The organism is Nocardiopsis sediminis (genome assembly GCF_042650565.1).
Lineage (GTDB): Bacteria > Actinomycetota > Actinomycetes > Streptosporangiales > Streptosporangiaceae > Nocardiopsis_B > Nocardiopsis_B sediminis.
In genome coordinates, this window is sequence record NZ_JBHSBH010000015.1 from 901,119 (window position 1) to 920,106 (window position 18,988).

15 protein-coding genes are annotated in these 18,988 nt (G+C 72.4%); 7 read left to right on the top strand and 8 right to left on the bottom strand.

Annotated elements, in window-relative coordinates; genetic code table 11:
- Positions 1-330 precede the first annotated feature (330 nt).
- The 5 genes from ACFOVU_RS26480 to ACFOVU_RS26500 form a co-directional block, all read right to left on the bottom strand.
- Positions 331-2,505, bottom strand: a complete 2,175-nt coding sequence (locus ACFOVU_RS26480) for an ABC transporter ATP-binding protein (RefSeq protein ID WP_378537945.1) — start codon at positions 2,503-2,505, stop codon at positions 331-333.
- Positions 2,502-3,443, bottom strand: coding sequence for an ABC transporter permease (locus ACFOVU_RS26485; protein ID WP_378537946.1), 942 nt, complete (start codon positions 3,441-3,443; stop codon positions 2,502-2,504). Before ACFOVU_RS26485 ends, ACFOVU_RS26480 begins: the two co-directional genes overlap by 4 nt.
- The gene (locus ACFOVU_RS26490) at positions 3,436-4,446 is read right to left on the bottom strand and encodes an ABC transporter permease (RefSeq protein ID WP_378537947.1); all 1,011 of its coding nucleotides are present in this window, start codon (positions 4,444-4,446) and stop codon (positions 3,436-3,438) included. Before ACFOVU_RS26490 ends, ACFOVU_RS26485 begins: the two co-directional genes overlap by 8 nt.
- An 85-nt stretch (positions 4,447-4,531) precedes the next feature.
- Positions 4,532-6,268: an ABC transporter family substrate-binding protein gene (locus tag ACFOVU_RS26495; RefSeq protein WP_378537948.1), complete on the bottom strand. Its 1,737-nt coding sequence runs from the start codon at positions 6,266-6,268 to the stop codon at positions 4,532-4,534.
- A gap of 440 nt (positions 6,269-6,708) precedes the next feature.
- Positions 6,709-7,941, bottom strand: coding sequence for an acetate/propionate family kinase (locus tag ACFOVU_RS26500; RefSeq protein ID WP_378537950.1), 1,233 nt, complete (start codon positions 7,939-7,941; stop codon positions 6,709-6,711).
- A 134-nt stretch (positions 7,942-8,075) separates the two neighbouring features.
- Between ACFOVU_RS26500 and ACFOVU_RS26505 the strand changes: the two genes are divergently transcribed.
- The 6 genes from ACFOVU_RS26505 (at position 8,076) to ACFOVU_RS26530 (ending at position 14,253) form a co-directional block, all read left to right on the top strand.
- Positions 8,076-9,599 (top strand): aldehyde dehydrogenase family protein, encoded by a 1,524-nt coding sequence (locus ACFOVU_RS26505; RefSeq protein WP_378537951.1) that lies wholly within the window; start codon positions 8,076-8,078, stop codon positions 9,597-9,599.
- A complete protein-coding gene (locus ACFOVU_RS26510) occupies positions 9,596-10,717 on the top strand; it encodes an alcohol dehydrogenase catalytic domain-containing protein (protein ID WP_378537953.1) in 1,122 nt (373 codons plus the stop codon). The genes ACFOVU_RS26505 and ACFOVU_RS26510 overlap by 4 nt, the downstream gene beginning before the upstream one ends.
- Positions 10,718-10,807: 90 nt before the next feature.
- Complete coding sequence (locus ACFOVU_RS26515; protein WP_378537954.1) at positions 10,808-11,659, top strand: alpha/beta fold hydrolase; 852 nt, start codon at positions 10,808-10,810, stop codon at positions 11,657-11,659.
- 11 nt (positions 11,660-11,670) lie between these two features.
- The gene (locus tag ACFOVU_RS26520) at positions 11,671-12,921 is read left to right on the top strand and encodes an LLM class flavin-dependent oxidoreductase (RefSeq protein ID WP_378537955.1); all 1,251 of its coding nucleotides are present in this window, start codon (positions 11,671-11,673) and stop codon (positions 12,919-12,921) included.
- 148 nt (positions 12,922-13,069) lie between these two features.
- Entirely contained in the window at positions 13,070-13,816 is a 747-nt protein-coding gene (locus ACFOVU_RS26525) for a hypothetical protein (RefSeq protein ID WP_378537957.1), read from the top strand.
- Positions 13,813-14,253, top strand: a complete 441-nt coding sequence (locus ACFOVU_RS26530; protein ID WP_378537958.1) for a hypothetical protein — start codon at positions 13,813-13,815, stop codon at positions 14,251-14,253. The genes ACFOVU_RS26525 and ACFOVU_RS26530 overlap by 4 nt, the downstream gene beginning before the upstream one ends.
- 24 nt (positions 14,254-14,277) lie before the next feature.
- On the opposite strand, the gene ACFOVU_RS26535 is transcribed toward ACFOVU_RS26530, so the two are convergent.
- A complete protein-coding gene (locus ACFOVU_RS26535; protein WP_378537960.1) occupies positions 14,278-15,120 on the bottom strand; it encodes a GNAT family N-acetyltransferase in 843 nt (280 codons plus the stop codon).
- A gap of 144 nt (positions 15,121-15,264) precedes the next feature.
- Entirely contained in the window at positions 15,265-16,782 is a 1,518-nt protein-coding gene (locus ACFOVU_RS26540; RefSeq protein WP_378538227.1) for an alpha/beta hydrolase, read from the bottom strand.
- A 443-nt stretch (positions 16,783-17,225) separates the two neighbouring features.
- Between ACFOVU_RS26540 and ACFOVU_RS26545 the strand changes: the two genes are divergently transcribed.
- The gene (locus ACFOVU_RS26545) at positions 17,226-17,711 is read left to right on the top strand and encodes a M23 family metallopeptidase (RefSeq protein ID WP_378537961.1); all 486 of its coding nucleotides are present in this window, start codon (positions 17,226-17,228) and stop codon (positions 17,709-17,711) included.
- 51 nt (positions 17,712-17,762) lie between these two features.
- Here ACFOVU_RS26545 and ispG read toward each other — a convergent pair whose 3' ends face one another.
- On the bottom strand, positions 17,763-18,920 hold the full coding sequence (gene ispG / locus ACFOVU_RS26550) for a flavodoxin-dependent (E)-4-hydroxy-3-methylbut-2-enyl-diphosphate synthase (RefSeq protein WP_378537963.1): 1,158 nt from the start codon (positions 18,918-18,920) through the stop codon (positions 17,763-17,765).
- Between the last annotated feature and the right edge of the window lie 68 nt (positions 18,921-18,988).

Below are 18,988 nucleotides of genomic sequence, written 5' to 3' on the forward strand. Positions count from 1 at the left end.
TCACCACCGGGCGGTAGCCGACGGCCTCACCTTAGACAACGGCGCACCATGACCAGGACAGCACACCGCACCCCGGTAGTTCTCGGATACCCCACAAAACGCGGCCATGTGTCCGATCGCGATACGACAAAGGATTCCACCCGGAGTCACCGATTACCACTGTGACCTGGCCTTTCATAGGGAGGGCCGAATCCGGGCCCCGGGGGGCGCCGGATGCGCGTGCGGCCCCGCGCGCCGCCACCGGGCGGCCAGGACACGATCAGGTGAAAAGAGTGACACGAAGGGCGCAACGACGACGGTGACCGTTTCCCCGCGCGCCTCCGGGCCGGCTCAGACCAGGTGCAGTTCCTCGGCGTAGTGGCAGGCGGTGCGGTGGCCGCCGCCGCGGTCGGTGAGCGCCGGGACCTCCTCGACGCACCGCGTGCGCTCGCCCTCCGACAGCTCGCCCGCGAACTTCGGGCACCGGGTGCGGAACCGGCAGCCGGACGGCGGATCGGTGGGGCTGGGCACGTCGCCGGTGACCAGGATGCGCTCCCGGGCGCGCTCCTTGGGCGGGTCGGGCAGCGGGATCGCCGAGATCAGCGCCTGGGTGTAGGGGTGGGCCGCGCCGCCGAACAGGCGGCGGGTGGGGGCGACCTCCACGATGCGGCCCAGGTACATCACCGCGACCCGGTCGGCGATGTGGCGCACCACCGACAGGTCGTGCGAGACGAACAGGTAGGACAGCCCGAAGTCCTCCTGGAGGTCCTCCAGCAGGTTGACCACCCCGGCCTGGATGGACACGTCCAGGGCCGAGACCGGCTCGTCGAGGACGAGCACCTCGGGGCGCAGCGCCAGGGCGCGGGCGATCCCGATGCGCTGGCGCTGCCCGCCGGAGAACTCGTGCGGGTAGCGGCCGGCGTGCTCGGGGTCGAGTCCGACGGTGCGCAGCAGGTCGCGCACGCGGTCGCGCCCGCCGTCGGCGAACAGCCCGTGGATGCGCAGGGGCTCGGCGATGAGCTCGAAGACCGTCATGCGCGGGTCCAGGGACGCGAAGGGGTCCTGGAAGACCAGCTGGACGTCGCGGCGGAGCCGGCGCAGGCCGGCCCGGCCCATCGCGGCGAGGTCGGTGCCCCGGTGCCGGACGCTTCCGGAGGTAGGCGGGATGAGCCCCAGGAGCAGGCGCGCGGTGGTGGACTTGCCGCAGCCGGACTCCCCCACCAGGGCCAGGGTCTCGTGCGCGTGCAGCTCAAGGGAGACGCCGGATACCGCATGGAGGTCGCCGATCCGGCGGCGCAGCAGCCCTTTGGAGCGCACCGGGAAGTTCTTCACCAGGTCCTCGGCGACGAGGAGGGGGGCGGCGGCGTCCCGGCCGGGGGATCCGGTGCCCTCCTCCGGCGGGGCCTGCACCACGGCGCCGTCCCCGGACGGGGCCGTGGCGGCAGCGGCGGCAGTGGCGGCGGAGGCAGGGGCGAACAGGTCGGCGGGCGAGGTGCCCCCGAGGCGTTCGCTGAAGTGGCACGCCGCGGTGTGGTCCCCGGTGCCCTCCGACGGGGCGCGCAGCAACGGGACCTCCTCGCCGCACCGCTCCTCGGCCATGGGGCAGCGGGGCGCGAAGGCGCAGCCGGGCGGCGGGGTCAGCAGCGACGGCGGGCTGCCGAGGATCGGGGTCAGCCGTTCGTGGCGGGTCTCGTCCATGCGCGGCAGGCTGCCCACGAGCCCGATGGTGTAGGGCATCCGGGGCCGGGCGAAGACCTCGTCGACGCCGCCGCTCTCCACGATCCGCCCCGCGTACATGACCGCCACCCGGTCCACGTGGCCGGCGATCACCCCGAGGTCGTGGGTGATGAGGACCAGCGCGGCGCCGGTCTCGCGGCGGGCGGCCTCCAGCGCCTCCAGGACCTGGGCCTGGACGGTGACGTCGAGGGCGGTGGTGGGCTCGTCGGCGATGATGACATCGGGGTCGTTGGCCATGGCGATGGCGATGACGACCCGCTGCCGCATCCCGCCGGAGAGCTCGTGGGGGTAGGAGTTCACCCGCTGCTCGGGGAAGGGGATGCCGACGACCCTGAGCAGCTCCACCGCCCGTTCCCGGGCCGCGCGCTCGCCCACCGCGCGGTGGGCCCGCACGGCCTCGGCGATCTGGCGGCCGACGGTGTAGACGGGGTTCAGCGAGGTCAGCGGGTCCTGGAAGATCATCGCGATCGTGTTGCCGCGGATCCTGCTGATGCGGTCGTCGGGCAGGCCGACCATCTCCTGGCCCAGGACCCGGGCCGAGCCGGTGACCTCGGCGGTCTTGGGCAGCAGGCCCATGACGGCCAGGGACGTCACCGACTTGCCCGACCCGGACTCGCCCACGATGCCCAGCGCCTCGCCGCGGTGGACCCGATAGGAGACCCCGCGCACGGCGTGCAGCCGGCCGTCGTCGGTGGGGAACGCGACGTCCAGCCCGTCGAGTTCGAGGACCACGTCGTCGCGTTCGCTGCCGGGGGCCGCCCCTCCGGGGCGGGGGTCGGTCGTCGTCATCGGCGCACCATCGTCTGTCGGGGGTCGAGAGCGTCGCGGAGGCCGTCACCGATGAAGTTGATCGTGAGGCAGATCAGGACGATGACGATCCCCGGGGGGTAGAAGAGCCAGGGCCGGGTGAACGCAGCGGTCTGCGCGGTGCCGATCATCTGGCCGAGCGAGATGTCGGGCGGCTGGATGCCGAAGCCGATGAACGACAGCGCCGCCTCCAGCAGGACCGCGGTGGCGATGAGCAGCGTGGCGGCCACGATGATGGGGCCGGCCGCGTTGGGCAGCAGGTGGCGCAGGACGATGCGGGCGCCGGACGCCCCCGCTGCGCGCGCGGCTTCGATGAACTCCTGCTCGCGCAGCGACAGCACCACGCCGCGCACTACGCGCGAGACCGACGTCCAGGAGAACGCGGCGATGATCAGCGCCACGCTGTACCACTGGGTGCCGCCCTGCACGTTGCCGCCCACAGCGGCGACCACGACCAGCAGCGGCACCACCAGGAACACGTCGACGATGCGCATCATGACGGCGTCGGCCCAGCCCCGGTAGTAGCCGGCGACCGCGCCCCACACCGCGCCGAACACGGTGCCCAGCACCGAGATGGTCAGCGCGATCTGCAACGACTGCTGGGTCCCGCGCATGAGCTGGCCCATGACGTCGTGCCCGGCGTTGGTGGTGCCCAGGGGGTGCGCGAGGCTCGGCGCGGCGTTGCTGGGGATCTCGCGGTGCACCTGGTGGTCCCAGGCCCACACGAGCGGCCCGAGGAACGCGAAGGCGGCGATGGCGATCAGCAGGAACAGGCTGATCATGGCGGGCCGGTGCCGGCGGAAGCGGCGCCGGACCAGCCGCCACTGGCCGTGTTCGGCGGCCGCGGCCCCGGGGGCCGCCGGGTCTCCGGCGGGCCGGCCGCCGCCGGGGGCGCTCAGCCGCCCCTCCAGGTCACTCATAGCGGATCCTCGGGTCGAGCACGGCGTAGAGCAGGTCGGCGATGAGGTTGGCGACGATCACGATGGTGCCGCTGAGCATCAGCCAGCCCATCAGGGCATAGGAGTCGTTGCGGCGGATCGACTCCACGAAGAAGTCGCCCAGCCCCCGCCATTGGAAGACGACCTCGATGAGGATGACGCCGTCGATGAGCCCGGCGATCGCCACCGCGGTGACGGTGGTCAGCGGGATCAGGGCGGTGCGCAGCGCGTGGCGGCGCATCACCACGCGGTTGGGCAGGCCCTTGGCGCGGGCCAGCCGGACGTAGTCGCTGTTGAGCACCTCCAGCATGGAGGTGCGCTGGTAGCGGCTCCACGCCGCGTACCCGGTGAGCATCAGCGTGATGGTGGGCAGGACGAGGTGGCCGAACCCGTCGGCGAACCGCTCCCACGGGGGCAGGGCCGAAGCGCCGGGCGAGGCCGCGCCGATCGTGTAGAAGATGGTGGTGCCGACCTGGTCGTTGGTCCAGACGCCGGCCTCCTTGATCAGCGCGCCCAGCCAGAACGTGGGCATGGCGAGCGCGAGGAAGCCGATGAAGGTGAGCGTGTAGTCGAGTTTGGAGTACTGGCGCACGGCGCTGATCACGCCGGAGATGACGGCCAGGCCCAGCGCGAGCACGACGGCGATGCCGATCAGCCGGAGGGTGATGACGAACCGCTCGGCGATGGTGGCGCCGATGTCGAAGGCGGGTCCCTCGACGGAGGGGCCGAACTCGCCGCGGAGCAGGCCGATGTCGCCCTCGCCGCCGATGCCGGTGAGCCAGAGCCAGTAGCGCTCGGGCGTGGAGCGGTCGAGGTAGAGGCGCTCCTCCTCGGTCGCGATGGTCTCGGGCGGTGGCGGGGGCTGCATCGCGCGCAGTTCGCCCAGCGGGTCGCCGGAGACGTCCACGAGCAGGAAGGACAGGACCGAGGCGGCCAGCAGGATCGGGACGGCCATCGCGAGGCGGCGCGCGGTGTATACGAGCATGGCGGTAAGGGGTCCTTCGTCGACGCACGTGGCCTGCGGAGGGCCGGGCGGGGCGCAGTTGCGCCCCGGCCCGGCGGGGTGCGGGTCAGCCGGCGGCCACGCCCCACTCCTCCTGGTTGTACAGCGCGCGCCGGGACTGGGAGTTGTTGTCCCGGATGTTGGTGAACTCCTGGGTCACGAAGGTGACGACCGGGGTGTCCACGATGGGCAGGACGTAGGCGTCCTCGGCGACGATGCGGGCGGCCTCGTTGACGTACCCGGCGGCCTCCTCCCGGGTGGTGGAGGTCGCGGCGTCGCGGACCAGCTCGTCGACCTCCTCGTTGGCGTAGCCGCCGAAGTTGCTGCCGCTCTCGCTGTGCCAGTACTGCTCGGCGCTCGCGCTGAACTCGGGGGTCTGGCTCCAGCCGAAGAGCATCAGGTCGTAGTCCTGCTCGGCGAGGGTGCCGCCCAGGTCGTCGGTGGTCTGGATCTCGGCGGTCACCCCGATCTCGGCGAGGTCGGCCTGGATGAGCTCCGCCTTGGTCGCGCGGGCCACGTGGCCTTCGGTGTAGCGCAGCCGGAGAGGCGGCACGGCCTCGCCGTCGCGGGTCAGGGTCTCGCCGTCGAGTTCGTAGCCGGCGTCCTCCAGGATCGCCAGAGCCGCTTCGGTGTCGCCGGAGCCCTGGCCGGTGTCGGTCAGGACGTCCTCGTGGAAGGGGCTGTCCGCGGAGAAGACGTGGTTGGTGCGCAGCGCGTAGTCGGGGTACAGCCCACCGTAGGTGCGCTCGGCGAGGTTCCCGGTGTCGATGGCGGTGAAGATGGCCCGCCGCAGCTCGACGTCCTGGAGCCATTCGCTTTCGACGTTGGCGTCGACGTGCTCCCAGCTGCCGCCGGAGCCGAAGCCGGTGCGCACGGTGCCCAGGTCCTGGAGCTGGGTGATGACGTCCTCGTTCCAGGTCTCGGGTGAGGAGCCGTCGATCTCGCCGTTGGCCAGGGCCGGGATCCAGGAGCCCTCGTCGGTGATGAACCGGATCGTGATCCGGTCCAGGTTGGCGGGCTCGCCGTAGTAGTCCTCGTTGCGGACCTTGACGACCTGGTTCTCCAGGTCGCCCTCCTCGATGATGAAGGGGCCGCCGGACCAGTCGGGGACGGTCTCGTTGAACCACTCGGCGGATTCGAGCATGCCCTCGGGGGTGTCGAGGTCGAAGCCCTCCTCCTCGGCCCGGTGGGCGGGGAAGAGGCCGTCCTCGAAGGAGACGAACCACTCGGGCGAGGCGACGCCCTCGTCCATGGTGACGACCACGGTGGAGTCGTCGTCGCCCGGCTCGATACTGGCGATGAGCGATTCGGGGTTGGTGTCGCGCGAGCGGCAGATGTCGGCGCAGAGCTCTTCGTCGTTGCTGTTCATCCGCCACGCCCACCGGAAGTCCTCGATCCCGATGGGGGTGCCGTCGTTCCAGACGGCCTCGGGGTTGAGGTGGTACTCCCAGGTCATCGGGTCCTCACTCAGGAGCTCGGGCTCCTCGGTGAGCAGGTCGGTGTTCCACTCCCAGTCGCCGGAGGGGGCCCACTGGCCGACCGACGCGAAGATACCGGTGGTGGCCTGGAGGCCGTAAACCGATCCGCCCTCGGGCTGGTAGTGGTTCCAGCCGCCGAAGGGCTGGCTGACCACCCAGGTGATATCGCCGCCCTGTTCGACCTCCCCGCTGTTGCAGGTGTTCGGTTCCGCTTCGCAGTCCTCGAAACCGGAGGCGGTGGCTCCGTCGTCGCCGCCGCCCGAACACGCGGTCAGCGCCAAGAGCACCGCGGCCGCCGCGGCGGCCGGACCTTTTCCGAATCGCATCGATCTCGCTTCCGATCTGCCCTGCCGGTGGGGGTGAACCGATCAAGGCCGGCCCGAGCCGGACTTGATGCAATAGAAGACCATTGTCCGAATATGTCTGACTAGACCCATCCCACAATTCGAGACGGATCCGCAACCGTCCGGGTTCCCGATGCGCCGGAATTCTCAGGCGGTTCCCAGCCTTCCCGAGATCCGCACGGGGAAGGGGATACCGGCGCCCGAATGCGACGAATACATTTCCTCCGGGTAAACCCGTCGAATCACGCACCGATCATGCCGATCGGGGCGCAAGGATGGTTCCTTCCCGGAAAGCAAGATCGCCAATCATCGCGATAGATCGGATTTCGCGGGGAAATGCGAGTTTTGTCCGCGAACATTCGTGCGACGGATCGAATGGGCGTTTCCCCGCGTTCGGGCGGTGGCCGGACGCGGCCACGGGCTCACGGGCGCGTGATCACCGTCAGCGACTGCTCGGCGATCTCCAGCTCCTCGTCGGTGGGCAGCACCAGGACAGTTGTCGGCGCGCCCTCCGGCGAGATCACGCGCTCCCCGCCGCCGGGGGCGTCGTTGCGGCGCGGGTCCACGCTCAGCCCCAGGGCCTCCAGCCCGGTCAGCGCCCCCGCGCGGGTGCGGGCGTCGTTCTCCCCCACCCCCGCCGTGAACACCAGCGCGTCCACGCTGCCGAGCACCGCGGCATAGGCGCCGATGTACTTGCGCAGGCGGTGCTGGTAGACCTCCACGCCCAGGAGCGCCCCCGGGTCGCCGCGGTCGGCCGCGCGCCACACCTCGCGCATGTCGTTCGCGCCGGCCAGGCCCTTCATCCCGCTGTCGTGGTTGAGCGCCGCCTCGACCTCCTCGGCGGACAGCCCGGCGGCGCGGCCGAGGTAGGCCGTCAGCGACGGGTCCACGTCGCCGCTGCGCGTCCCCATGACCAGCCCCTCCAGCGGGGTCAGCCCCATGGAGGTGTCGACGCTGCGCCCGGCCGACACCGCTGTGGCGGTCGCGCCGTTGCCCAGGTGCAGCACGATGACGGCCGCGTCGTCGCGGCGCAGCCACGACGCCGCGCGGCGCACGACGTAGGCATGGGAGATGCCGTGGAAGCCATAGCGGCGCACCCCGTGCCGCGTGCGCCAGTCCTCGGGCACCGCGTAGGTGGCGGCGGCGGGCGCCAGCCCCAGGTGGAAGGCGGTGTCGAAGACCGCGACCTGCGGCACGTCCGGGAACAGCGCGATCGCCGTGCGGATGCCCTGGAGGTTGGCCGGGTTGTGCAGGGGCGCGAGCGGCGCCAGGTCCTCGATCGCCGCGAGCACCGCATCGTCGATGGGGGTGGGCCCGTCGAAGCGCTCGCCGCCGTGGACGACGCGGTGGCCGATCGCGGTAAGGCCGGCGTGGGCGAGGTCGGGGCCGGTGTCGGCGAACGCGTCGAGGACGGCACGCAGGGCGGCGTCGTGGTCGGCGTAGCGCTGGCAGCGCTGGTAGCGGCCGGCCCCGGGCACGCGGTGCGAGAGCACCCCGCGCCGCTCGCCGATGCGGTCCACCGCGCCCGACGCCGCCGATGCCGCCCGCGGCCCCGATGCGGTGGGCAGGGCCACGCCCTTGGCACGGCCGCCCATCTCCAGCAGCCGGTACTTGAGGGAGGAGGACCCGCTGTTGAGGACCAGCACCCTGTCCACGCGCCGGCCTCCTTTCCCGCACACCGGCCGGCCCGCCCTTGGTCGGCCCACGCGCGGCTACCCGGGAGGCCGCCGGGTACACGCCCGCCGCAACCCCTCTATACCAAGCAAATGCTTGGTGTTAATTTGGCGCCATGACCCCAGCGGCCCCCGCCATCACCGAATACCGCAACCACATCGACGGTGAAGCGCGCCCCGCACGCGGCGGCGGGCTGCTCGACAGCGTGGACCCCTCCACCGGCCGGGTCTGGGCGCGGGTCCCCGACTCCGGGGCCGCCGACATCGACGACGCCGTCGCCGCCGCCCGCGCCGCCCTCCCCGCGTGGCGGGCGGCCCCGCCTACGCGCCGCGCCGCCCTCCTGCGCGCCTGGTCCGACACGGTCCTGGCGCACGCCGACGCCCTCGCCGCGATCGAGAGCCGCGACAACGGCCGCGTGCTGAAGGAGACCCGCGGCGGCGACGTGCCCGGCGGCGCCCTCAACATCCGCTACAACGCCGAGCTCGCCGACAAGGTCACCGGCGACACCGTCCACCTGGGCGGCACCACCCTCGCCTCGACCCGCTACGAGCCCTTCGGCGTGGTCGGCGTCATCATCCCCTGGAACGCCCCGCTCGCCATGTTCTTCGCGAAGGTCTCCGGCGCCCTGGCAGCGGGCAACACCGTCGTCGTCAAGCCCGCGGAGCAGGCGTGCTGCTCAATCCTGGCGGCCTGCGAGCTCTTCGCCGAGGCCGGCCTGCCGCCCGGCCTGGTCAACGTCGTCTCGGGCACCGGGCCCGTGGCCGGGGAGGCCCTCGTGGACCACCCCGGGGTCGCCCGGCTGCACTTCACCGGCTCCACCGCCACCGGCAGGCGGATCACCCGCCACGCCGCCGCCGGGCTCAAGAACCTCTCCCTCGAACTGGGCGGGAAATCGCCCAACATCGTCTTCGACGACGCCGACCTCGACGCCGCGACCGCCGGGGTCGCGGGCGGGATCTTCACCGGAGGCGCCGGGCAGGCCTGCGTCGCCGGGTCGCGCATCCTCATCCAGGAGGGCGTCTTCGAGGAGTTCACCCGGCGGCTGCGCGCCCACGCCGAAGCCATGCGCGTCGGCGACCCGCGGGACCCGGCCACCGACATGGGGCCGATCGCCTTCGCCGGCCAGTACGACAAGGTGCGCTCGTATCTGGAGCTGGGGCCGCGCGAAGGGGCCGAGATCCTGTTCGGCGGGGGCACCGGCCCGGATGTGGCCGGCGCGGATCCGGCGCTGGCGGGCGGCTACTGGGTGGAGCCCACGCTGATGGCGGCCACCGACAACCGGCTGCGCGTCTGCCAGGAGGAGATCTTCGGCCCGGTGGCCGTCGCGCTGCCCTTCCGCACCGAGGAGGAGGCCTACGCCATCGCCAACGACACCGACTACGGCCTGGCCGGGGGCGCCTGGACGCGCAGCCTGGACCGGGCGCACCGCGCGGTCGCGGCCATCGACGCCGGGACCGTGTGGATCAACACCTACCGGCGCATCCACTGGGCGGTGCCCTTCGGGGGGCGCAAGCACAGCGGCGACCGCGCCTCCAACGGCGCCGAGGGCCTGCGCGAGTGGCTGACCCTCAAGGCGGCCTGGATCGAGGTGGGCGCGCCGCCCGATCCCCCCGATCCCACGCAGGGAGGCCCCCGATGAGGACGCGCGCCGCGGTACTGGAGGGGTTCGGCGCCCCGCTGCACGTCCGCGCGGTGGACATCGCCGGCCCCGGCCCCGGCGAGGTGCGGGTGCGGATCGCCGCCGCCGGCATCTGCGGCTCCGACCTCAAGGCCGTCGACGGCACCAGCCCCGTCGTCTCGCGGCTCCCGGTGGTCTGCGGGCACGAGAGCGCCGGGACCGTGGAGGCGGTGGGCGCGGGCGTCGAGCGCGTCTCCCCCGGCGACCGGGTGGTGATCGCGATGAACCGGCCCTGCGGCGCCTGCCGGATGTGCGGCCGCGGCGACGCCCACCTGTGCACGGACGCCGCGCGGCTGCGGGCGATCGCCGGGCTGATGCCCGACGGCGGGACGCGCCTCACGGTCGACGGCGGCCCGCTCCGCCCCTATCTGGGGATCGGGGCCTTCGCCGACCACGCCGTCGTCGGCGAGCCGGCGCTGGTCCCCCTGCCCCCGGACGTCCCGCTCGATGCCGCGGCCCTGCTGAGCTGCGCCGTGGTCACCGGGGTCGGGGCGGTGCTCAATACGGCCCGCGTGCGGCCCGGCGCCACCGTGCTGGTGGCCGGCTGCGGCGGCGTGGGGCTGGCCATCGTCCAGGGTGCGGTGCTGGCGGGCGCGGCGCGCATCATCGCGGCCGACGTCGCCGAGGCCAAGCTCGCCGCCGCCGCGCACTTCGGAGCCACCGACACCGTCGTCTCGGGCCCCGGCCTCGCCGACGGCGTGCGCGCGCTGGTGGCGGGCGGCGTCGACGACGCCTTCGACGCAACGGGGGTGCCCGGTGTGCTCGCCGCCGCGTTCGAGGCCACCCGGCCCGGCGGCACCACGGTCCTGGTGGGCAGCCCGCCGCCCGGTGCCACGGCGTCGGTCCCGGCCGGGGCGCTGTTCGCGTCGCGCCGGCTGATGGGCTGCCAGGGCGGCGACGCCGCGCCGGCGCACGACCTGCCGCGCCTGGTGGACCTGTACCGGGCGGGCCGGCTCGACCTCGAGGGGCTCATCAGCGAGCGGATCCCGTTGGAGGCGGTCAACGAGGGGATCGCGCGGGTGCGCCAAGGGGAAGTGGCCCGCAGCGTCGTCGTCCTCGACCCGGCCGAAGCAAGCTGACCAAGCGATTGCTAGGGGATCGTCTGGGCGCTACCGTGGACGAGAACAGAAACTGAAACACGTTCTGTTTTCAGTCCGGAGAGGAGCGCCGTGCCCTTCGCCGACCTGCCCGGGGTCCGGATGTTCTACACCGACGACGGCCCCGCCGCCGCCCCGGACCCCCTGCTGCTGGTGCACGGCTGGGGCGCCGACTCCCACGAATGGGTGCACCACCTGCCCGCGCTCGCCGCCGGCCACCGCGTCCTGGCGCCCGACCTGCGCGGCCACGGGTACTCCGGCGTCCCCGACCGCGACAACACCCCCCGGGCGATGGCCGCCGACCTCGCCGCGCTGCTGGAGCTCACCGGCACCGGCCCCGTGGTGGCGGTCGGCCACTCCATGGGCGGCCAGGTCGTGGGGCACCTCGCGCTGGAGCGCCCCGACCTGGTCGGCGCCGTCGTCACCGCCGACCCCGCCTACGGCTACGCCCGCGGGCTCGCGCCCGCCCTCGCCCGGATGGCCGACGAGCTGCGCGGACCCGATCCGATCGCCACGGCGCTCGCCCTGGACGCCTGGGACTACACCGACGACACGCCCCCGTGGATCCGCGCCTGGCACACCCGCCGGCTGCTCGCCGCTCGCCCGCACGTCCTCGCGGAGTCCTTCGCCGCCATGTTCGCCGACGCGGGGGCCGTGGGGGTCCGCCCCGCCTCCGACGCCTTCGCCGGCGGCCGCACGCAGCCCACCCTGTCGCTCTGGTCCGACGCCGGCCGGGCCGGCTGGGAGCGCACCGTCCTCGCCCACCCCCGCTCCCGGGCCCTCCACCGCCCCGGAACGGGCCACCGGCTGCACGAGGAGCGCCCCGGCGACTTCGTGCGCGACCTCCTGCACTGGCTCGGCGCCCCGGCGCCGGAGCGCCCCACGACGGAGCCGCAGCGGCCCCGTCCCGCCCCCGACCGTTGAGGTGACACGCCGTGAAGTTCGCCATCTTCATGAACCCGCAGATCCCGGGGTCCGGATTCGCCGCCGAGGACAACGCCCTGGCGCGCCGTCCGATCGGGCGCGACGTGGAGTCCTACCAGCGGCTGCTGCACGAGGTCCGCGAGATCGCGGTGCACGCCGACCGGATCGGCTTCGACGCCCTGATGCTGACCGAGCACCACTTCCACTCCGAGGGGTTCGAGTCCTCGGTCAACCCGCTCATGGTCCTCGCCGACCTCGCCGCCCGCACCGAGCGCATCCTGCTGGCGCCCCTGGGCCTGGTGCTGCCCGCCTGGGACCCCATCCGCGCCGCCGAGGACGTCGCCCTGCTCGACCACTTCTGCCGCGGCCGGCTGCGGCTGGGCATCGCGCGCGGCTACCAGTCGCGCTGGGCCAACGTCCTGGGCCAGCGCTGGCGGTCCCAGGCGGCGCGCAGCGACGGCTCCGCCTCCGACGACCGCAACTTCGACGTCTTCGGCGAGCTCCTGAAGATCATGAAGCTGGCCTGGACCGAGGAGTCGCTGCGCTACCGCAGCGACGTCCTGGACTACGAGGTCCCCTCGCCCTACAGCGGGATCGAGGGCTGGCCCGCCCGGGACTGGACCGCGAGGTTCGGCGCGCCGGGCGAGCTCGACGAGGAGGGCCGGATCCGGCGGGTGTCCGTCATACCGCGCCCCTACCAGGACCCCTACCCGGAGCTGTGGCAGCCGTTCACGATCAGCGACCGGTCGGTGCGCCGCGCGGCGAGCGAGGACATCGTGCCGTGGATGTTCACGCCCATCCCCGGGGAGCACCGAAAGAAGGCGGAGCTCTACCGCGCCGAGGCCGCCGCGCACGGGCGCGACTACCGGCTCGGCGAGCACACCGGCATCCTGAAGATCGTCGGCATGGCCGAGACCCGCGAGCAGGCGATCGCCACCTACGGCAGCAAGATGCAGAAGGACTTCGCCTCGTTCTTCGGCCCGTTCGGGTACCTGGAGGTGCTGCGGACCCGCGAGGACGACTCCGCGGTCCCCATCAGCCCGCAGAAGGGCGACTTCCGCCGGATGGCCGAGGTGCAGATGGCGCTCATCGGCGGGCCCGACGACGTCAAGCGCGGCATCGAGGCCATGCTCACCGAGATCCCCGACCTGGAGTGGTTCGGCCTGTTCATGCAGGGCCAGCAGGGCGTCCTCCCGCTCGACACCGTCAAACGCAACCTGGAGATGTTCGCCCGCGAAGTGATCCCCGAGTTCCGCGACTGACCCCCTCCGACCTCGAAGAACAGGACCCCCGCGGGGTCCTGTTTTTTGTGTGTCCGAGAGTGGCCGCCGAACATCCCATGGGAAATCGGGGTGTACTGCGGCATAATCAGCGATCCGGAAGATCGTGGCATATTAGAGAAAGCAGCGCATGGAGCTAGCACGCATCATTGTGGGTCTCATCGCCGCGGTCCTGCTCCCTTATTCGATTCCCGCGTTGCGCACGAGGACGCCCTTAGCACTCTCCGCGACCGTCCTCTACGCCGGTTACGCTCTGCTACCGGTCATCCTTTCCTGGGTGTCGGTCGTCGTGATTCCGATATGCGCGGGGTCGGCCTGGGTACTAACGCGCCTGGCGCTCCTGGACGAGGACATGCAGGGCGCGCCCAGAATCTTCGTCTCACGGCGTGTGCTGAAGTTCACACTCGCCCCCATAGGCCTTGCGGTGCTGGCGATCGGGGCCGCGGTCGCGTTATACGCGATGCCGGAGATGCTGCGCGCGACTCGTGAGCTTATCCTGGACGACAGGGTGATGATCCTGGTCTCAGGGTTCCTCATCGCCACCTTCATCGGGGGAGAGGTGGTCACACATATGCTGCGCCCCTTCTCCGCCGAGCTCAAAAAAGCCGAAGCGGACGAAATGGCTCCGCTCAAGGGCGCCGGCACCGTCATCGGCTGGCTGGAGCGCTCGCTCACCTACCTCTTCATTGTCGCGGGCCGGGCCGAAGCGGTCGCGGTCGTCGTCGCGATTAAGGCGCTGGCGCGTTTCCCCGAGTTGCAGAGCAACCAGAAGCGCTTTGCCGAATACTTCCTCATCGGCACGATGACCAGCATTGGAATCTCTCTCGTATCGGCCGCCGTCGTGCGTGTCGTATTAGGAGAAGGGGCATTAGGTTGACCCAGCAGATCACCATTCACCAGCACCCCTATTTCGTCGCCCTGCGCCGGCTCGAACTCCCCGTGGACGACTTCATCATCGCGGGCAGCGGCCCGCTCCTGGCGCACGGCATCCGCACCGAGGTCTCCGACATCGACGTCGTCACGCGCGGGCCCGCCTGGGACATCGTCCGCACCATGGGCGAGGTCCAGGACGCCCCCTGGGAGGACGTGCAGCGCGTCCTGCTCATGGGCGGCCGGATGGAGGTCCTCAACGGCTGGTTCCCCTCGATGTGGGACGTCGACGAGTTCATCTCCTCCCGCGAGTTCTACCTCGGCCTGCCCTTCGCCCCCCTCGACCGGGTCTTGCGCTGGAAGCGGCGCTTGGGCCGGGCCAAGGACCTCGCCGACATCGACGCCACCCTCCACTACCTCACCCGGGTGCCCTTCGCGAGCTGACCCCCTGAGGGGTGCGAGAGGCACTCAGAAGAGAACGGACCGCACCGCACCGACCTCGCGGAACCCCACCCGGCGGTAGGCGGCCCGCGCCGGGGTGTTGTAGTCGTTGACGTAGAGCGTGACCCGCGGCGCGATGTCGGCCAGCGCGGCGCGCACCACCGCGGCCATGCCGCCGACCGAGTGGCCGCGGCCGCGCAGGTCGGGGTGGACCCACACGCCCTGCACCTGGCAGGCGTAGGGGGTCACGGCGCCGATCTCGGCCTTGAAGACCACCCGGCCGTCCTCGATCCGGGCGAACGCCCGGCCGGTGCGCACCAGCTCCTCGACGCGCGCGCGGTACAGCGACCCGCCGTCGCCGGAGTCGGGCGGCACGCCCACCTCCTCGGTGAACATCGCGACACAGGCCGGCACCAGGATGCCGAGTTCGCTGACCCGTACCCGGCGCACCAGCGGGTCGGGCTCGACCAACGGCTGCTCCGACAGCTCCAGCACCGGCTGATGGGCGCGGATGGCCCGGGCCGGCCCCCATGAGGGGCCCAGCCGGGCCCACAGGTCGCCCACCGCCGCGACCGGGCCGACGATGGACGAGCAGCGGCGGCCCTGCCAGCGGGCGTGCTCGGCGAACTGCCGGACGGCGGCCGGGCCGGCGTTGATGGGCACCAGGTTGGCCCCCGAGTAGCACAGGGCGGTGAGGGTGCCCTGCTCGCTGTAGCCCCACACCTCGGCGCCCAGCCGGCCGGAGTCGAGCCCCGCCCCGCGCAGCCGGGAGCTGACGAAGACGTTGCCGACGGGGTCGGTGTCGAGCAGGGCGTGCACGGCATCGCGGTCGCGCTCGCCGAGCACGCGCAGCGACGAGGTCCGCAGCACCCGCATCACCTCATCCGCCTAGGAACCGCCCGCCCGGCCTTCGGGACCGGACGCCCGCCACGGGCCCGCGCCGCGGTGTGCGGTCCCGGGCCGTGAACAGTCAGGATCGTGCCTTTCAAGACTAATCGACCAGCCGCGCCGGCTTCATCGCCGCTCCGCTCCGGGCTCTGGCTCGGGTCCGGGTGCGGGCTCGGGTTCCGGAGCGGCGGCGCAGGTCGCGTCGGCGGCGCCGGCGGCGGCCCGCTCCGTCGGCAGCGTGCCGTCGCGCAGGTAGTCCGCGAACGCGGTGTCGACGCAGGAGTTGCCGCCCAGGGCCACCCCGTGGGTCCCCCCACCGTCCTCGATGAGCAGCCGGCCGGCGGGGAACCGCTCGCGCATCGCGTAGGCGCCCTCGACCGGGGTGGGGCCGTCGCCGGTGGCCTGGATCAGCAGGGCGCTCTCGACGGCCGAGCCGTCGACCTCGAACCACGGCCCCGAGGGCGCGGGCCAGGTCGCACACGGCGCGTTGTACCAGGTGTTGTTCCAGGCGACGAAGGGGGCGTCGCGGTGCAGGCGCTCGGCCTCGGCGTGCCACGTGGACCAGTCGCGCGGCCAGCCCGCATCGGTGCACTGGGTGGCGAGGTAGGCGCCGAAGCCGCCGTCGCTGTCGCCGTCCTCCCCGAAGGCCTCGTGCACCTTCAGCAGCGCCTCGGGGTCGTCCTTGACGACGTGGTCGGCGAGCGCCCTCGCCAGGTCGGGCCAGGCCGCCTGCGCGTAGGTCGCCACGAGGTAGGCGGTCTCGAACTCGGTCGGCCCGACCGTGCCGGACAGCGGCCGCTCGCGCAGGGCGTCGCGGGTGGCGTAGTAGTGCCCGGCGACCTCGTCGCCGGTCGCGCCCAGGCCGTAGGCGTCGTCGTGCCGGGCGGTCCAGTCGAAGAAGCGCCCGGCCGCTTCGTCGACCGCCCGGGTCTGCTCCAGGTTGCTCTCGTACCACGGGCGGCCCGGGTGGACGATGCTGTCGAGGACGAGGTGGCGGACCCGGCCGGGGTGGAGCGTCGCATAGACGGCGCCCAGGTAGCTGCCGTAGGAGTAGCCGAGGTAGTCGATCCGCTCGACGCCCAGCGCGGCGCGCAGGGCCTCCAGGTCCGCCGCGGAGTCGGCGGTGGTCATGTGGTCCAGCAGCGCGCCGGTGTTCTCGCCGCACGACGCGGCGTATCCGGCGGCCCGGCGGACCAGGTCCTGTTCCTCCGCCGCTGAGCGCGGGACGGTGTCGGGGCGGACCGGGTCGAAGTAGGCGGGGTCGCAGGCGACGGCCGGCGTGCTCGCCCCGGTGCCGCGGGGGTCGAAGCCCACGACGTCGTAGCTCGCTTGCAGGTCCTCGGGGAGCCCGGCGGCGGTCGTGGCGGCCCAGGCGCGCCCCGGGCTGCCGGGGCCTCCGGGGTTGACCAGCAGGGTGCCGCGGCGCTCCCCTGTGGCCGGGACCCGGGACAGGGCGATGTCGGCGGTGCCCTCCCCTGCTCCCGCCTCGTGGTCCAGCGGTACCCGCAGCGTGGCGCATTCGAGCACGCCGCCCTCGGCGGGGTCCAGGTCGGTGCACTCCTGCCAGTCCAGCGCCTCATGCGCCGCAGCGGGGGCGGCCGGCACCACCGCCGCCGAGGCCAGGAGCGCCCCGGCGCCGGCCATCGCGAGGCCCTTGCGTCGTCGTCGCACCGTCCCGCCTTCCGTGTCGGCAACCCCTGCATTCTCTCCCGGGACGGGCTCATCACCACGGAAACGACACGGCGTGCGACCATGGGTGATCGCATGCCGGGGCGGGATACGGCGGGGATACAGCGCCGCTGACCGTGCGTGGCCGCCGCACGGCGCGAGAAAATGAATTCCGTTCAACTTCGACCGGGGCGTAGGAAACCGCCACCCTGGTCACCCTCGCCGCCGCCCCGCGCCGCACCGCCCCTGGAGCGCGCACACCCAGCGTATTTGGGTCTTCACGCACACGATCCGGCATGCCATCGTGTTCCCGCCCCCGTCCCCCGCACAGGGAGGAATAGGAACAACCCATGCGTTTTTCCGGATTCGGAATCAGATCCGCGGCACGCCGGATCGGCGTGGTCATTGCCTCCGCGGCCTTGCTCACCACGACGTTCAACGTCACCGCGGGAGCCGACCAGCAGGCGCTGGCCGCGATCAACCTGCGGACCCCGTTCGACTGCGGCCAGACGTGGAACGCCAACACCCGCACCAACCACAACCCGCAGCTGTCGGTGGACTTCCAGCGCAGCAGCGCCCTCAACCAGCGGGTGCGCTCCAGCGCGTCGGGTACCGTCACGACGGTCCGCGACCTGGGCAACACCAGCTACGGCAAGTACATCATCGTCAGCCACGGCAGCGGGATCACCACGCTGTACGCGCACCTGAACTCGTTCAACGTGTCGGTGGGCCAGTCGGTCAGCACCGGAACGGTGATCGGCCGCGTGGGCAGCACCGGCGGGTCCACCGGCCCGCACCTGCACTACGAGCAGCGCACCAACGGCACCCCCGTGCGCGTGGTGCTCAACGGGGTCAGCGTCCGGTACTACGGGAACACCTCGATCACCAGCAGCACCGGCTGCTAGTGGCCGCGACGTGCGGGCGGGCGGCGTCGGCCACCCGCCCGCACGGGCGTGTCAGGCGCCGACGGACACCGAGGGCGCGCCGGAGGCGGCGCCCTCGTCCTTCATGTCCTCGGCGATGCGCATGGCCTCCTCGATCAGGGTCTCGACGATCTTGGACTCGGGGACGGTCTTGATGACCTCGCCCTTGACGAAGATCTGCCCCTTGCCGTTGCCGGAGGCGACCCCGAGGTCGGCCTCGCGGGCCTCGCCCGGGCCGTTGACGACGCAGCCCATGACCGCCACGCGCAGCGGGACCTCCATGCCCTCAAGGCCCGCGGTGACCTGCTCGGCCAGCGTGTAGACGTCGACCTGCGCGCGCCCGCAGCTGGGGCACGACACGATCTCCAGGCCGCGTTCGCGCAGGCCCAGGGACTCCAGGATCTGCGCCCCCACCTTGACCTCCTCGGCCGGGGGCGCCGACAGCGAGACGCGGATGGTGTCGCCGATGCCCTCGGCCAGCAGCGCGCCGAACGCCACCGCCGACTTGACGGTGCCCTGGAAGGCGGGCCCGGCCTCGGTCACACCGAGGTGCAGCGGGTAGTCGCACCGCTGCGCGAGCAGCCGGTAGGCGTTGATCATCACGACGGGGTCGTTGTGCTTGACCGAGATCTTGATGTCGCGGAACCCGTGCTCCTCGAACAGCGAGCACTCCCACAGGGCGGACTCCACCAGCGCCTCGGGGGTGGCCTTGCCGTACTTCTCCATCAGGCGCTTGTCGAGCGAGCCGGCGTTGACGCCGATCCGGATGGGCACGCCGGCGTCGCCGGCGGCCTTGGCGATCTCGCCGACCTTGTCGTCGAACTTGCGGATGTTGCCCGGGTTGACCCGCACCGCGGCGCAGCCGGCGTCGATCGCGGCGAAGACGTACTTGGGCTGGAAGTGGATGTCGGCGATCACCGGGATCTGCGACTTGCGCGCGATGATCGGCAGGGCTTCGGCGTCGTCGGCGCTGGGGACCGCCACCCGCACGATCTGGCAGCCGCTCGCGGTGAGCTCCGCGATCTGCTGGAGGGTGGCGTTGATGTCGGAGGTCAGGGTCGTGGTCATCGATTGGACCGATACGGGGGCGTCCCCGCCGACGGGGACGTTGCCGACCATGATCTGCCGCGACCGCCGCCGGGGCGCCAACGGGCGCGGACGGGCGACAGGGATTCCGAGATCGACGGACACGCGATTTCACCTCGTCGGCCGCCGGGGTATCGGCCGGCGGCGTCGTTTGAAGGCCGTTGAAGTCCGGG

Excerpts from the sequence above, each read along its gene's own strand:
- ACFOVU_RS26480 (WP_378537945.1), bottom strand. The coding sequence starts at position 2,505 with ATGACGACGACCGACCCCCGCCCCGGAGGGGCGGCCCCCGGCAGCGAA.
- ACFOVU_RS26485 (WP_378537946.1), bottom strand. The coding sequence starts at position 3,443 with ATGAGTGACCTGGAGGGGCGGCTGAGCGCCCCCGGCGGCGGCCGGCCC.
- ACFOVU_RS26490 (WP_378537947.1), bottom strand. The coding sequence starts at position 4,446 with ATGCTCGTATACACCGCGCGCCGCCTCGCGATGGCCGTCCCGATCCTG.
- ACFOVU_RS26495 (WP_378537948.1), bottom strand. The coding sequence starts at position 6,268 with ATGCGATTCGGAAAAGGTCCGGCCGCCGCGGCGGCCGCGGTGCTCTTG.
- ACFOVU_RS26505 (WP_378537951.1), top strand. The coding sequence starts at position 8,076 with ATGACCCCAGCGGCCCCCGCCATCACCGAATACCGCAACCACATCGAC.
- ACFOVU_RS26510 (WP_378537953.1), top strand. The coding sequence starts at position 9,596 with ATGAGGACGCGCGCCGCGGTACTGGAGGGGTTCGGCGCCCCGCTGCAC.
- ACFOVU_RS26525 (WP_378537957.1), top strand. The coding sequence starts at position 13,070 with ATGGAGCTAGCACGCATCATTGTGGGTCTCATCGCCGCGGTCCTGCTC.
- ACFOVU_RS26540 (WP_378538227.1), bottom strand. The coding sequence starts at position 16,782 with ATGGCCGGCGCCGGGGCGCTCCTGGCCTCGGCGGCGGTGGTGCCGGCC.